Source organism: Nocardia amamiensis NBRC 102102 (assembly GCF_001612745.1).
Taxonomy (GTDB): Bacteria; Actinomycetota; Actinomycetes; order Mycobacteriales; family Mycobacteriaceae; genus Nocardia; species Nocardia amamiensis.
Genome location: NZ_BDBA01000169.1, coordinates 1 through 14,180 on the forward strand (window position 1 = coordinate 1; position 14,180 = coordinate 14,180).

Consider the following 14,180-nt stretch of genomic DNA (forward strand, 5'->3'; position numbering starts at 1 on the left):
CCGCAGTACGGCCGCCCGGCCGCGCCCGGCTACCCGATTCCGCAGACTCCGGCCTACCCGCGCCAGGGGACGCACGGGTCGCGCCCGGACTACGGCGCTCCCGCGGGGTGGTCGGCTCCCGGTTGGCCGCCGCGGGACGAGCCGCAGCAGCAGGGTCAGTCCGGCGGGTGGAGCGATCCGCAGCAGCCGCGGCAGGGCTACCAGCCGTGGGGCGGTGGGTCCGACGACGGCTATGGCCGGGACGGGTACGGCGACCGTGGTGGTTATGACGAGCCGCGTCGCGCCAACCCGGCCGGCGACAGCGAGAACGGCGATTGGGATGGACCGAACGGGCGTCACTGAAACCGGGGCGGGTTTCCGTCCCGGGGTCTGTCGCTCGCGTCGCAGGGTCTGATCGGCGGGGCCGCGGGCCGGTCGCTCGCCGCGGCCGGTGACGATTAGGCTCGACTATCGGGGGTGCCGAGTAATTGCCGGCATCCCGAGAGTTTTGGAGGTGTCCTCGATTGTCGCCCAACAATCACGGCGGCGGCTACGTCCTCGCCGAGTCGAATGCTGCTGAATACGACGGTGTCGACCTCGGCATCATCGAGCCCGGCCTGGTCGCACTGGAAACCGGCAAGTCGTTCGACCAGGCCCGCGCCGAAGCCGCGGTGCGGGAGTTGTTGATCGCTGTCGGCGAGGACCCGGATCGGCCCGGCCTGCGGGAGACACCCGCCCGGGTCGCGCGTGCGTACCGGGAGACGTTCGCCGGGCTCTACGTGGAGCCGGATGCGGTGCTCAACACCACATTCGACGAGGGACACCAGGAACTCGTCCTGGTCCGGGACATCCCGATGTACTCGACCTGTGAGCACCACCTCGTGTCTTTCCACGGCGTCGCTCACGTCGGCTACATCCCCGGCCTGCACGGCCGGGTCACCGGTCTGTCCAAACTGGCCAGGCTGGTCGACCTGTACGCCAAGCGCCCGCAGGTGCAGGAACGCCTGACCAGCCAGATCGCCGACGCGGTGATGCGCAAGCTGGACCCGCGCGGCGCCATCGTTGTGGTCGAGGCCGAGCACCTGTGCATGGCGATGCGCGGCATTCGCAAGCCGGGCGCCAGCACCACCACCTCCGCGGTGCGCGGACTGCTCCAGTCCAACGCCGCCTCGCGCGCCGAGGCGCTCGATCTGATTCTGCGTAAGTGAGCGGGCCTGCGGTGTCTGGACTGGGGAGCGACGATAGCGCAGCGACGGGAGCGACGAGGGAAGACACCGCGAGCAGCGGTGCGAGCGCGACGATTCCCGGCCGGGACGACGGACGAACGGTCGCGTACGCCCAGATGACCGGGCAGGGAGCAATCAGGGCGAGCGGCGGTCGGTCCTGTGTGGTGATGGGCGTAGTGAACGTCACCAGTGATTCGTTCTCCGATGGCGGCAAGTATCTCGATCCCGAACTGGCGATCGCCCACGGTGTCCAGCTGTATGCCGCCGGCGCGGACGTCATCGATGTCGGCGGCGAGTCCACCAGGCCGGGCGCGATCCGCGTCGACGCGACAACCGAGGCGGCTCGGGTTGCGCCCGTGATCCGTGGACTGGTCGCGGCAGGCGTGCCGACCAGCGTGGACACCATGCGCGCCGCGGTGGCCGAAGCGGCGATCGGAGCCGGGGTCTCGCTGGTGAACGATGTCTCCGGTGGCCGCGCCGATCCGGATATGGTGCGGGTGGTCGCGTCCGCCGGGGTCCCGTGGATTCTCATGCACTGGCGGGCCGGGGCCGACTACCGGCACACCGGCCCCGCCGACCACTACGACGACGTGGTCGCCGAGGTGCTTGCCGAGTTGAGCGAGCAGGTGGACATGGCTGTCGCCGCCGGGGTCGATCCGTCCCGGTTGATCCTCGACCCGGGGCTGGGTTTCGCGAAGAACGCCGAACACAACTGGGCCCTGCTCGGCGCGCTGCCCGAACTCGTCGGGCACGGACTGCCCATCCTGATCGGCGCTTCACGCAAGCGTTTTCTCGGCGCGCTGCTCGCCGACGAGGCCGGACCGCGTCCACCGGTCGGTAGAGAGACGGCAACCGCGACCATCTCCGCGCTTGCCGCGCTGCACGGCGCCTGGGGGGTGCGTGTGCACGACGTGCGCGCATCACTGGATGCCATTGCCGTCGCCGACGCGTGGCAGAATTCCGCACGGCAGCGCGCCGCAGAGCACGACACCGTCCGCCCGAGTGCGCGAGGAGCTCACCGATGAGCCAGTCCCCGGTCCATGCCGAAGCCGGTGCCGCGGCGCGGAACGCGCCGATCCGCCGTGGCGCCGACCGGATCGAGTTGCGCGGCTTGCGCGCCTACGGACATCACGGGGTGTTCGACCACGAACGCCGCGACGGCCAGGAATTCCTGGTCGATCTGACGGTGTGGGTGGATTTCGCCGTCGCCGCGGCATCCGACGACTTGGCGGCCACGGTGGACTACGGTGCGCTGGCCGCGCGCGCGGTGCGGATCGTTCAGGGCCCGCCGCGCAATCTCATCGAGTCGGTGGTGTCGGAGATCGCCGACGACGTGATGACCGATCCCCGGATCAGCTCGGTCGAGGTGGTGCTGCACAAGCCGTCCGCGCCGATCCCACACACCTTCGCCGACGTCCGCGTGGTCACCTCGCGCCACCGAGGGGAGCATCCCGCATGAATGGTCAGGCCCGGAGGCGGCAGCGCAGTGTGGCCACGGAGGGCCCCGCTCCTGCGGATAGTGGGCACAGCATGAGGTTCGGAAATCCCGCCGCGGTCCATCCGCGAATCGAGCGGAGCGCCGCGGAGGCGTGCCGATGACTCGTGCGGTGCTGTCCATCGGCTCGAATCTGGGTGACCGGCTCGCGCACCTACGCAGCGTCCTGGACGGGTTCGGCCACCGGGTGCTATCGGTGTCCGCGGTGTACTCGACCGCGCCATGGGGCGATGTCCCGCAGGGGGACTATCTCAATGCCGCTGTGCTGGTAGAGGATCCGGCATTCGGCTGCGCGGACTGGCTGCGCCGCGGCCAAGAGCTGGAGCAGGCCGCGGGACGGGTCCGCGACGTCCGCTGGGGCGCGCGCACGCTCGACGTGGACGTGGTGTGGTGCGCTGAACTTCGCAACGGTGAGCCCGTAGCGTGTCGCAGCACCGACCCGGACCTGATCCTGCCGCACCCGCAGGCGCACCGTCGTGCCTTCGTGCTGGTGCCGTGGCTGGACGTCGTGCCGGATGCGGTGCTCGAAGTCGACGGCACGGCGTACGCCGTCGCGGACCTGCTGGAGCGGCTCGATCCGGCCGAGCGCGCCGGTGTGCGCCGCACCGACTTCTCGCTGACGGGCACCGCGTCGTGAAACTGAAGCCGACCCGCGTCCTGGACATCGTGGCGAACGTGCTCATCGCCGCGCTCGTCGCGTGGATTGCCACCAGGGTGGCCTACGACAACTTCCCCCCGATCTCGATCTTCGCGGGCGCCTCGCTTTATCCGGTGGCCGCCATCGAGGCTGTGCTCGCTTTCGTGATCCGGGCCAGGGTCAACGACCAGCAGATCGGCGACGGCCGCCACCAGCTGCATCCGATCACCGCGGCCCGCGCCGTCGCGTTGGCCAAGGCATCGGTGCAGGTGGGTTCGATCGCCGCCGGCATTTGGCTCGGCTTCCTGTGCTGGGTCTTCCCGCAACGCGGCACGCTGCGCGCCGCGGCGGCCGACAGTCCTGGCGCGATCGTCGGGATGCTGGCGGGGGCGGCTTTGGTTGCTGCGGCGCTCTGGTTGGAGTACTGCTGCCGCGCCCCCGAGGACCCCACCGACGATGCGGCAACCACATAGCTAGTTTCATGAACGCGTTCACGAAACCGTGATCTGGGCGTCGGTCCACCTTTTGGCTACCCTGTCTGGCATGGCTTCACCCTCCCGTAGCAGCACTTCCCGTCGACGGCGGGACGATGCGGGAAAACTGTTCACCGGCGTCTTGATTCTTTTGGGTCTGGTTGCCAGCGTTTTCCTGGTCTTCAGTAACAATGTGCAGTTCGTACGGGTAGGTCTGGTCGCGGCGCTGTGGGCCGCCGCGATCGGTGCGCTGGCCGCGACGAGGTACCGCAAAGAGGCCACGGTCGACAAGGCGAAGGTCCGCGATCTGCAGACGGTCTACGAATTGCAGCTGGAGCGGGAGATCACCGCGCGCCGCGAGTACGAGCTCGGCGTCGAGGCGCGCGTGCGCGAGGAAGTGGGCGCCGACGCGGCCGAACTTGCGGCGCTGCGTGCCGAGCTCACCGTGCTGCGCCAGAGCCTGCAGCGGCTGTTCGACGGCGATCTGCCGATGGATCGCCCCGCGCTGCGCGCCGATGCGACCCGGATTCAGGAGCTGACCAGCTCCAGCGCTGAATCGGCGAACAATAGCTCCGCGAATGCCGGGATGTGGTCGGTCTTCGGCGACCAGCAACCGCATAGCAGTATGACGCCGATATTCGAGCCGGATCACCCCGAGCCGCCGGTCTTCGCCAGCCCCTTCGACGAGCCGGTCACCGCCGAGACCGCGGTCGTCTCCTTCGACGAGGATGACGACGAGTACGACCGGTACGCCGAGCCGCGCGGTTGGGCCGACGCCTTCACCGAGGCCGTCGACGAACCTCCGACCCAGCCTGCGGTGCGCCCCGAACCCCGCCCCGAGCCGGTTCCGCGGCCGCCGTCCACGCCGACGGTGGGTACGCCGAGCACCCGCAGGCGGCGCAGGGCGGAGAACGACGGCGACGCGCCGTCGCGCCGTCTCTCGGTCGCGGAGATCATGGCGAACTTGCAGTCCGAACAGCGCGAAGGGCGCTGAACGGGCCGCTGCTGCGGCCCGGCACTGCGGCCTAAATCACGCGCGCACCCCATGGCATCGGCCGATCGCGTGCCGATATTCTCGTGTCGTACCGTCCGGTACCCGCATGGCGGGACTGGAACGACATCGAGAGGACAACGTTGACCTCGAGAAGCGTGAATTCCGATAGCGCTGCTTCGGGCTACGACCCCGCGCCCGCACGCCTGACGGTGGGAATCGTCTCGGCGGGACGCGTTGGTTCGGCATTGGGCGCCGCCCTCGAGCGCGCCGGACATGTGGTGTTCGGCGTCTGCGCGATCTCCGACGCCTCGATTCGCCGTGCCCGTACCCGGCTACCCGACTCGGAGATCCTGCCGATCGAAGAGGTGGCTGCCCGCAGCGAACTGCTGCTGCTCGCCGTGCCCGACACCGAGCTGGCCGGCCTGGTTCGCGGTCTGGCCGGAGCCGGTGTCGTCCGGGCGAGCACTATCGTGGCGCACACCTCGGGCGCGAACGGAATCGGCGTGCTGGCCCCGCTGGCCGAGCTCGGCGCCCTTCCCCTGGCCATCCACCCCGCCATGACCTTCACCGGCCACGACGAAGACCTGACCAGGCTCGGCAACGCCTGCTTCGGCATCACCGCTGCCGACGAGGTCGGCTACGCCATCGCGCAGTCGCTGGTGATCGAGATGGGCGGCGAGCCGGTGCGGGTGCCGGAAGAGAACCGGCAGCTCTATCACGCCGCGCTCGCACACGGCAGCAATCACCTGGTCACGGTGGTCGTCGACGCACTGGCCGCGCTGCGTGTCGCGCTGGCCGGTCCCGGCCTGCTCGGCCAGCAGGTGGTCGACGATCAGCCGGGCGGCCTGGCCGAGCGTCTGCTCGCCCCGCTGGCTTCGGCCGCGTTGGACAACGCCTTGCGCCGCGGCCAATCCGCGCTGACGGGCCCGGTCGCCCGCGGCGACGCGGACGCGGTCGCCGCCCACCTGGCCGCGTTGACCGCGGTCGATCCGCGGCTGGCCGAAGGGTATCGCGCGTTGTCGCTGCGCACCGCGGAGCGGGCCGGCACCGCCCCCGCCGTTATCGAACTGCTGGAAGGACGCTGATGTTCGACCCCAAATTGCGCGGCGCCTACCGGCCCGGCGCACTGACCGTGCACCACGATCCCGCGGTGCTCAGCGCGGTGTCCGGCGCCCTGCGCGGCGTCGGCCGCACGGTCGCGTTGGTGCCGACCATGGGCGCCCTGCACGAGGGCCACTTGGAGATCGTGCGCCTGGCCAAGCGGACCAATCAGGTGGTCATCGTCTCGATCTTCGTCAACCCGTTGCAGTTCGGTGCGAACGAGGATCTGGATACCTACCCCCGCACGCTCGACGCCGACGTGGAGCTGCTGCGCGCGGAGGGCGTCGAGCTGGTGTTCGCGCCGAGCGTGTCCGATATGTACCCGGACGGCCGGCGCACCACCGTGCACCCTGGCCCGCTCGGAGCCGAGCTCGAGGGGGCGAGTCGCCCGACCCATTTCGCGGGCATGCTCACCGTGGTCGCCAAATTGCTGCAGATCGCGCGGCCCACCGAGGCGTTTTTCGGTGAGAAGGATTACCAGCAGCTCACGCTGATCCGGCAGATGGTTCGCGACCTGAATTTCGATGTGAAGATCACCCCGGTGGTCACCGTTCGCGAGGCCGACGGCTTGGCCCTGTCCTCGCGCAACCGCTACCTCGATCCGGCGCAGCGCGAATCGGCGCTCGCGCTGTCTGCCGCGCTGTCGGCGGGCAAGCATGCGGGCGGTCTCGGCGGTGCGGCCGTCTTGGCCGCCGCCCGCCAGGTGCTCGACGCCGTGACCGGTGTCGACCTCGACTACCTGGAGTTGCGCTCGGCCAACCTGGGTCCCGCCCCGGCCACCGGCAACGCCAGGTTGCTGATCGCGGCCGAGGTCGGCGCCACCCGGCTCATCGACAACATCGCCCTCACCCTCGGCGCTCCGATCGATGGGCACCCCACCGTCTCCGGTTCGCGGCCTGCCGCGGATTCCTCCCAGCCTGCCCCGGCGGCGTCAGATCCCGCCCTGCTCCCTCCCGCGAACTAGAAAGGGCGACGCAATGCTGCGCACCATGATGAAGTCGAAGATCCACCGCGCCACCGTGACGCACGCCGACCTGCACTACGTCGGCTCGGTCACGGTGGATCAGGATCTGCTCGACGCCGCCGACCTGCTGGAAGGCGAGCAGGTCTGCATCGTGGACATCGACAACGGCGCCCGGCTGGAAACCTACGTCATCGCCGGTGAGCGGGGTTCCGGCGTGATCGGGATCAACGGAGCCGCCGCCCACCTGGTGCACCCCGGTGACCTGGTCATCCTGATCGCCTACGGTCAGCTGAACGAGCAGGAGCTCACGGAGTACGCCCCCAAGGTCGTGTTCGTCGATGAGCGCAACCGCCCGGTCGAGTTGGGCTCGGACCCGGCGCACGCGCCGGAGGGCTCGGGACTGACCTCGCCGCGCTCCCTGTCGTTCGCCTGAGAGCCGGCGACCGGGACATGCTGCTGACCATCGATGTCCGCAACACCAGTATCGAACTCGGTCTGTTCTCGGGGACCGGGGCGCATTCGAAACTGGTGCGGCACTGGCGCATGCACACCAACCCACTGCTGACCGCCGACGAGTTCGCCATGCAGGTGCGCGGGCTGGTCGGCGCGCAACTGGACGAGGTGATCGGCGTCGCCGCGCTGTCCACCGTGCCGCCGGTGCTGCGCGAACTCCGCGGAATGCTGAGCGAGTACTGGGGTCACGTGCCGCACGTGCTGGTGGAACCCGGTGTGCGCACAGGCATTCCGCTGCTGGTCGACAATCCGAAGGAAGTCGGGGCTGACCGCATCGTCAATTGCCTGGCCGCCTACCAGCGGTATTCCTCGGCCGCGATCGTCGTCGATTTCGGGACGGCGATCTGCGTGGATCTGGTGTCGAAGAAGGGGGAGTTTCTCGGCGGCATCATCGCGCCCGGCGTGGAGATCTCCACCGAGGCGCTGGTGGAACGCAGCGCGCTGCGGCGGGCCGAGTTGGCCAGGCCACGGTCGGTGCTGGGCAAGAACAGCATGGAGTGCATGCAGTCCGGCGCGGTATTCGGATTCGCCGGCCTGGTAGACGGGCTGATCGATCGGATTCGCGATGAATTCGACGCCTTCGCGGGCGACGACGTGGCGGTGGTGGCGACCGGCGCGACCGCGCCGCTGATCGTCCCGGAATCCGAGACCATCGAGGACCATGACCCGCATCTCACGCTGACCGGCCTGCGGCTTGTATACGAACGCAACCAGCGGCGCAAGGGAAGTGTCTGATATGCGCGGTGTTGGCTTCGTCGCAGGACAGGGACTTGCCGATACCGCGCACCGTGCTGTTAAACTCGCACTCGTGTCTTTTAGCGTGAGCACCCAGGAGTGTTGTCGAGGCTGACCTGCCTCGACCGATCGAGGCTGCGTACCCGCCCTCGACCGATACCATCCTCCTGGAGATTCGCTCATGCGTTCTTCTGTACTTTCCCTTTCCTCCGCGCGTACCGCGTTGTCGGCCACCCCGCCGTTGGATCGCTCGGTTGCGCCCGCACTGCCGACCAGGCTGCGCCCGGCCGATCTGCTGCGGCTGACCGACGAAGGTGTCGAAGACGTGCTGGCCGGGCGTTATGACCATCTGCTTCCCGCGAGCGGCGAGTGGCCGGCCGACGAGCGCTGGGCGACCAGGTTGCTCGCCGACGACGAGGTGGACGTCTGGCTGATCAGCTGGACGCCGGACAAATCCACCGAGCTGCACGACCACGCCGGATCGCTCGGCGCGCTGACCGTGCTCAGCGGCGCGCTGTCCGAATATCGTTGGAATGGAAGGGAACTGCGCTCCCGCACGCTCACGGCGGGGGACCAGGCGTCGTTCCCGATCGGCTGGGTGCACGACGTGATGCGCACGCCCGCCGGTGTGGCGGGTGCCCTCGAATCCGCGGGCCCGCTCGATCCCACGCTGAGCGTGCACGCCTATTCCCCGCCGCTGACCGCTATGTCGTATTACGAGGTGACTGGCCACGGCACTTTGCGGCGCACCCGAACCCTTCTCACCGACCAGCCCGAAGGTGATATGTAATGACCCGTTTGACCGTCGATCAGATGCTCGAGAACGCGCGGGCCCAGCTGAGCCGGATCTACGCCTTCGAATTGCCGGAAGCGATCGAGCGGGGCGCCATTCTGGTGGATATCCGGCCCCAGGCGCAGCGCGGGCGCGAGGGCACCTTGCCCGGCGCCTTGGTGATCGAGCGCAATGTGCTGGAATGGCGGCTGGATCCCTCCAGTTCTGCCCGGCTGGCGCTGGCCGCCGACCACGACGTGGAGTGGATCGTCGTCTGCTCGGAGGGCTATACCTCCAGCCTGGCCGCCGCGGCGCTGCAACAACTCGGACTGCATCGGGCCACCGACCTGGTCGGCGGCTACCAGGCGCTGAAGGCGGCGGGGCTGCTGAACGCCGCGGTGCGGGCGCCGCACTTCACCCGCGAGCTGGAGGCGCTCGCCTCCCTGTAATTCCCTGTGATCACTTCCATCTTGAATTAGCCGGGCGCCCAGGTGTTTTCGCGCACCTCGCGATGCGCACCGGCTATTTCGAGTTCCCCGAGTGTCCGCGGAGCGCTTCGGGTGGGTCGCCGGGCCGATACCGTTTCGTTACTACCGGCTGGAGCCTGGGCGGCCCGCAAAACGATTTCCGGTGCACGCTAGGGTTGTTCGATGTGAGCACCCCGAACTCTGCATCCGCCGGCGTATCGACATCGGATTCGCGGCCTGCCGTGGCGCCCGACGCCGACGACGCCCCGGAGCAGATACGGATTCGCCGAGAGAAGCGGGAGCGGCTGCTCGCGGCCGGTGGCGAGGCCTATCCGGTCGTCGTGCCGCGTACGCATACCCTCGCCGAAATTCGGGCCGCATATCCGGACCTGGCCGCCGACACGGCCACCGGCCAGCAGGTCGGTGTCGCCGGACGCGTCATATTCATGCGTAATACCGGCAAGTTGTGTTTTGCGACGCTGCAGGAGGGCGACGGCACCAAGCTGCAGGCGATGATCAGCCTCAACGGCGTGGGCGCGGATGCGCTGGCCGCCTGGAAGGCCGACGTCGACCTCGGTGACTTCGTCTTCGTGCAGGGGGAGGTCATCGCCTCGCGGACCGGGGAGCTGAGCGTCATGGCCGATTCCTGGTTCATGGCGGCGAAGGCGCTGCGCCCGCTGCCGGTCGCGCACAAGGAGATGAACGAGGAGTCCCGGGTCCGGCAGCGTTATGTCGACTTGATCGTGCGTCCGGAGGCCAGGGAAATGGCGCGTACCCGCATCGCCGTGATGCGGGCGATGCGCAACGCGCTCGAGCGCAGGGGATTCCTCGAGGTGGAGACGCCGATGCTGCAGACGCTGCACGGCGGCGCTGCGGCCCGGCCGTTCGTCACCCATTCGAATACGCTCGATATGGACCTCTACCTGCGCATTGCGCCCGAGTTGTTCCTGAAGCGCTGCGTGGTCGGCGGCTTGGAGCAGGTCTTCGAGATCAACCGGAACTTCCGGAACGAAGGCGCGGACTCCACGCATTCCCCCGAGTTCGCCATGCTGGAGACATACCAGGCATATGGCACCTATGACGACTCGGCGCGGATGATCCGGGAATTGGTGCAGGAAGTGGCCCAAGAGGTGTTCGGCACGCAGGTGGTGACCCTGGCCGACGGCACCGAATACGATCTGCGTGGCGAGTGGGCGACCGTCGAGATGTACCCCTCGCTGTCGGATGCGCTGGGAGTCTCGGTCACGCCGGAAACGTCCGTTGCCGAATTGCGCGCGCTGGCGGATCGGGTGGGTCTGGAAATTCCGGAGGACAAGGGCTATGGCCACGGGAAACTCGTCGAGGAACTGTGGGAACACCAGTATGGCGACAAGCTCTACGCACCGACTTTCGTGCGCGACTTCCCGGTCGAGACATCCCCGCTGACCAGGCAGCATCGCAGCCGGGCCGGCGTGACGGAGAAGTGGGACCTCTATGTGCGCGGCTTCGAGTTGGCCACTGGCTATTCGGAGTTGGTCGACCCGGTGATCCAGCGCGAGCGGTTCGTGGACCAGGCTCGGCTGGCCGCGCAGGGTGACGACGAGGCCATGGCGCTGGACGAGGACTTCCTAGCCGCGATGGAGCACGGCATGCCGCCGACCACCGGAACCGGTATGGGAATCGATCGGTTGTTGATGGCGCTGACGGGATTGGGAATCCGAGAAACGATACTGTTCCCAATTGTGCGTCCGGTCACCAGGTGACCACTCTGATTGCAAAGCAGCGACTCCGTCTTGGAATTTCCGGAATTCGAGGTATTCTTGCCTCGGGTAATCGGCCTAGTATGCGGGTCGCACGATTTCGAGAGGACGTTCATCTCATGGCAAAGAAGGTCACCGTTAGCCTGATCGACGATGTCGACGGTGAGTCCATCGCGGACGAGACCATCGAGTTTGCGATCGATGGTGTGTCGTACGAGATCGACCTGTCGTCGGCAAATGCGGCGAAGCTGCGCGACGGTTTGGACGAGTGGGTTTCGAATGCGCGCCGGGTCAGCGGCCGGCGCCGGGTCAAGGCCGCCGCGACGGCGGCGGGTACGCCCAAGAGCCGGGTCTCCATCGACCGGGAACAAAGCGCCGCAATTCGTGAGTGGGCGCGTCGGAATGGACACAAGGTGTCCGCGCGGGGTCGTATCTCCGCCGACATCACCGACGCGTACAACAAGGCCGCGAAGGGATAGTTCTATTTCGGCCGCTGTCCCGGCGAATCGTGCGACGTCGGGACGGCGGTCTTGTTTGTGATAGGGCTTCGATATAGCAGCAAGACCGGATCACGCTCCTGGCCTATGATGGCGGACGAATCGATCTTGCTCGAGGTTCCAGAACGCGGCACCATGGAAACGTGCGACGGTCACTGGCGGTATGGAAAGGCGAGGTATCGGCGCAGTGACAGGATTCGTCGGATCATTCTTACGGTTCATCGATGACGCCGGTCGACAACAGGAGTTCACGCTCACGCCGGACCGCGGCCGGGTCACGATCGGCCGTTCTCCGCATGCCGATCTGTCCCTGAGCTGGGACGCGGAAGTCTCCCGCCTGCACGCGGCGGTCGAACACCTCGGCGCCCACTGGACCATCGTCGACGACGGCCTTTCACGCAACGGCACTTTCGTCAACGGCGACCGGCTCGTCGGCCGGCGCAGGCTGATGGCAGGCGACGTCATCCGGGTCGGCACCTCGACGGTGTCCTTCCACGATTTCGGCGGTGTGCCCGACGACATCACCCGCACCTCGACCGGCTCGATTCCCACCGCGCGCTCGCTCACCGAGACGCAGCGCTCGGTGCTGATCGCGCTGTGCCGCCCGTACAAGCACGGCGCGGGCTTCGCCACGCCCGCCTCCAATCAGCAGATCGCCGAGGAGCTGTTCCTCAGCGTCGACGCGATCAAGACCCATCTTCGCGCGCTGTTCGCCAAGTTCGGTGTGGAGGATCTGCCGCAGAACCAGAAGCGGGTGCGGTTGGCTGGGTTGGCCATGCAGAGTGGGCTCATTTCCGATCGGGATCTGTGAGACCTCAACCGTAGACGCTCGCTTAGCCGGTCGAGCTTCTCGGCCATGGAGAGTCCCCGCGTCAGCGGCTTGACTTGGATGCACACAGCCGGAGCGACTGTCGCACCGGCCGGGTTTCCCAGCAGGAGGAAGTCATGACCGCCACACGTCTCGCCGCACTGGTGCTCGCCACACTGGCGACGGGCCTGATCGCGGGCCTTTTCTACGCGTACGCCAATTCGGTGATGCCCGCGCTGGCCCGCACGGACGATCGGACGATCATCGACGTGATGCAGAAGATCAACGTGGTGATCATCAACCCTTGGTTCATGATCGGGTTCCTCGGTACGGTCGGCTTCACCGTCCTGGCCGCGGCGCTGCACCTGGGGCGGGAGCACCGGGGCACGCTGATCTGGATCGTGCTCGCGCTGGTGCTCAACGTGATCGCCTTCGCGGTGACCGTCGGGTTGAACGTCCCGCTCAACGACCAGCTTGCCGCCGCGGGTGACCCCGCCTCCATCACTGATCTCGCCGCGGTGCGCGCCGATTACGAATCGGCTTGGGTTCGTTGGAACATCGTGCGCGGCGTCTTCCACACGCTGGCCTTCCTGGCGCTGTGCGGCGCGCTGTTCGTCGCGGGCGTGCAGCAGGGGAAGTCGACCGTCGCGGCGGGAACGGCGGGTCAGGTGGTCGCGGGCCAGTACGCGGCGCCGAACCAGCCCGCAGCGACTGCTTTCGGTCAGCGGTAGTTTTCCGCGGCAATCCACTGGAATCTCCCCCGCCTGGGACTCTCCATGCGGTAGCTTCCCGGAACACGGTCGATACCTGGAGGCTATCGTGCGAGGTGTCTCAGGCTTTTCGTTGGTCGTCGTGCTGCTCGCCGCGGTCTGCGCCATGGCGGGCCCGGCGCACGCGCAGGAACGATATCCCGTCGACTACAACTTCTTCGCCGGCATACCCGCCGAGCTGGCGAATCCGGGCGGTTCGCTGCCCGGCACCAACAACTGGTCCTGCAGGCCCAGCTCCGCGCATCCGAACCCGGTGGTTCTCGTGCACGGCACCGGCGGTGGCGCACAGACGAATTGGGGCGTGTACGCGCCGCTGCTGGCCAACGAGGGCTACTGCGTGTACTCGGGCACCTTCGGCGCCTACGACCTGCCGTGGCCCGCGTCGGCCGTCGGCGGCATGCTTCCGATCGAACGGAGCGCGGCGCAGCTGCGCACCTTCGTCAACCGGGTGCTCACCGCGACCGGCGCGAACCGGGTCGACCTGATCGGCCACTCCCAGGGCAACTTCATCGGCAACTACTTCGTCAAGCGGCTCGACGGTGCGGCCAAGGTGGACAAGATGGTCGGACTGGCCCCGCCCTGGCTCGGCTCGAACGCGGGCGGCATGGCGGAACTGAACGATTTCGGCACGCGGCTCGGTCTTGGCCCGGTCTTCGACGCGGTGGCCGGATCGCCGTGCCAGGCATGCCGCCAGGTGCTGCAGGGCTCGGAGTTCGTGCGAGCCCTCAACAAGGACGGCGTCTACCACCCCGGCGTGGCCTATACGAACATCGCGACCGTGCTGGACGAGCTGGTCGTGCCCTACACCGCTGGACTGGTCGCCGGACCTGGCGTGACCAATATCGTGGTACAGGACGGATGCGCGACGGACTACTCTGGTCATACGGGCATAGCGGGCAGCCAGAGGGCCGCGACCTACGTGCTCAACGCACTCGATCCCGCGCATCCACGCCCGGTGCCCTGCGGTTTCGTCGCTCCGTACACCGGGTAGGCAGCCGGGGTCATACGTG

General features: G+C 67.9%; 17 protein-coding genes and 1 pseudogene. All 18 read left to right on the forward strand.

Features of this window, described 5'->3' with window-relative positions; translation table 11 throughout:
* Nucleotides 1–342, forward strand: a pseudogene (locus NA4_RS41620) (ATP-dependent zinc metalloprotease FtsH); the annotation flags it as partial.
* 239 nt (nt 343–581) lie between these two features.
* Nucleotides 582–1,187, forward strand: coding sequence for a GTP cyclohydrolase I FolE (folE, locus tag NA4_RS27260; RefSeq protein WP_307188601.1), 606 nt, complete (start codon nt 582–584; stop codon nt 1,185–1,187).
* 134 nt (nt 1,188–1,321) lie between these two features.
* Nucleotides 1,322–2,230 carry a dihydropteroate synthase gene (gene folP / locus NA4_RS27265; RefSeq protein ID WP_444980048.1) on the forward strand — a complete coding sequence of 303 codons (909 nt, stop codon included), beginning with the start codon at nt 1,322–1,324 and terminating at the stop codon, nt 2,228–2,230.
* Nucleotides 2,227–2,664: a dihydroneopterin aldolase gene (gene folB, locus NA4_RS27270; protein WP_084497480.1), complete on the forward strand. Its 438-nt coding sequence runs from the start codon at nt 2,227–2,229 to the stop codon at nt 2,662–2,664. Before folP ends, folB begins: the two co-directional genes overlap by 4 nt.
* A 136-nt stretch (nt 2,665–2,800) precedes the next feature.
* Entirely contained in the window at nt 2,801–3,337 is a 537-nt protein-coding gene (gene folK / locus NA4_RS27275) for a 2-amino-4-hydroxy-6-hydroxymethyldihydropteridine diphosphokinase (protein WP_067476098.1), read from the forward strand.
* A gap of 2 nt (nt 3,338–3,339) precedes the next feature.
* Nucleotides 3,340–3,810 carry a DUF3180 domain-containing protein gene (locus tag NA4_RS27280; RefSeq protein ID WP_067476186.1) on the forward strand — a complete coding sequence of 157 codons (471 nt, stop codon included), beginning with the start codon at nt 3,340–3,342 and terminating at the stop codon, nt 3,808–3,810.
* 70 nt (nt 3,811–3,880) lie between these two features.
* Nucleotides 3,881–4,804 (forward strand): DUF6779 domain-containing protein, encoded by a 924-nt coding sequence (locus NA4_RS27285; RefSeq protein ID WP_067476102.1) that lies wholly within the window; start codon nt 3,881–3,883, stop codon nt 4,802–4,804.
* A 155-nt stretch (nt 4,805–4,959) separates the two neighbouring features.
* On the forward strand, nt 4,960–5,889 hold the full coding sequence (locus NA4_RS27290) for a Rossmann-like and DUF2520 domain-containing protein (protein ID WP_067476106.1): 930 nt from the start codon (nt 4,960–4,962) through the stop codon (nt 5,887–5,889).
* Nucleotides 5,889–6,869, forward strand: a complete 981-nt coding sequence (panC, locus tag NA4_RS27295) for a pantoate--beta-alanine ligase (protein WP_067476109.1) — start codon at nt 5,889–5,891, stop codon at nt 6,867–6,869. The genes NA4_RS27290 and panC overlap by 1 nt, the downstream gene beginning before the upstream one ends.
* A gap of 13 nt (nt 6,870–6,882) precedes the next feature.
* Nucleotides 6,883–7,302 carry an aspartate 1-decarboxylase gene (gene panD, locus NA4_RS27300; RefSeq protein WP_067476112.1) on the forward strand — a complete coding sequence of 140 codons (420 nt, stop codon included), beginning with the start codon at nt 6,883–6,885 and terminating at the stop codon, nt 7,300–7,302.
* A 17-nt stretch (nt 7,303–7,319) separates the two neighbouring features.
* Complete coding sequence (locus tag NA4_RS27305) at nt 7,320–8,117, forward strand: type III pantothenate kinase (protein ID WP_067476115.1); 798 nt, start codon at nt 7,320–7,322, stop codon at nt 8,115–8,117.
* A 181-nt stretch (nt 8,118–8,298) separates the two neighbouring features.
* The gene (locus tag NA4_RS27310) at nt 8,299–8,907 is read left to right on the forward strand and encodes a cysteine dioxygenase (protein WP_084497481.1); all 609 of its coding nucleotides are present in this window, start codon (nt 8,299–8,301) and stop codon (nt 8,905–8,907) included.
* Between the two features lie 8 nt (nt 8,908–8,915).
* Entirely contained in the window at nt 8,916–9,338 is a 423-nt protein-coding gene (locus NA4_RS27315; RefSeq protein ID WP_067476188.1) for a rhodanese-like domain-containing protein, read from the forward strand.
* Between the two features lie 260 nt (nt 9,339–9,598).
* A complete protein-coding gene (gene lysS, locus NA4_RS27320; RefSeq protein ID WP_067476123.1) occupies nt 9,599–11,098 on the forward strand; it encodes a lysine--tRNA ligase in 1,500 nt (499 codons plus the stop codon).
* 116 nt (nt 11,099–11,214) lie between these two features.
* Complete coding sequence (locus NA4_RS27325; RefSeq protein WP_067476126.1) at nt 11,215–11,574, forward strand: histone-like nucleoid-structuring protein Lsr2; 360 nt, start codon at nt 11,215–11,217, stop codon at nt 11,572–11,574.
* A gap of 181 nt (nt 11,575–11,755) precedes the next feature.
* Nucleotides 11,756–12,403, forward strand: a complete 648-nt coding sequence (locus NA4_RS27330) for an FHA domain-containing protein (RefSeq protein ID WP_067476130.1) — start codon at nt 11,756–11,758, stop codon at nt 12,401–12,403.
* A gap of 134 nt (nt 12,404–12,537) precedes the next feature.
* Complete coding sequence (locus tag NA4_RS27335; RefSeq protein ID WP_067476133.1) at nt 12,538–13,131, forward strand: anthrone oxygenase family protein; 594 nt, start codon at nt 12,538–12,540, stop codon at nt 13,129–13,131.
* Between the two features lie 145 nt (nt 13,132–13,276).
* On the forward strand, nt 13,277–14,161 hold the full coding sequence (locus NA4_RS27340) for an esterase/lipase family protein (RefSeq protein ID WP_067476191.1): 885 nt from the start codon (nt 13,277–13,279) through the stop codon (nt 14,159–14,161).
* Nucleotides 14,162–14,180: the final 19 nt, after the last annotated feature.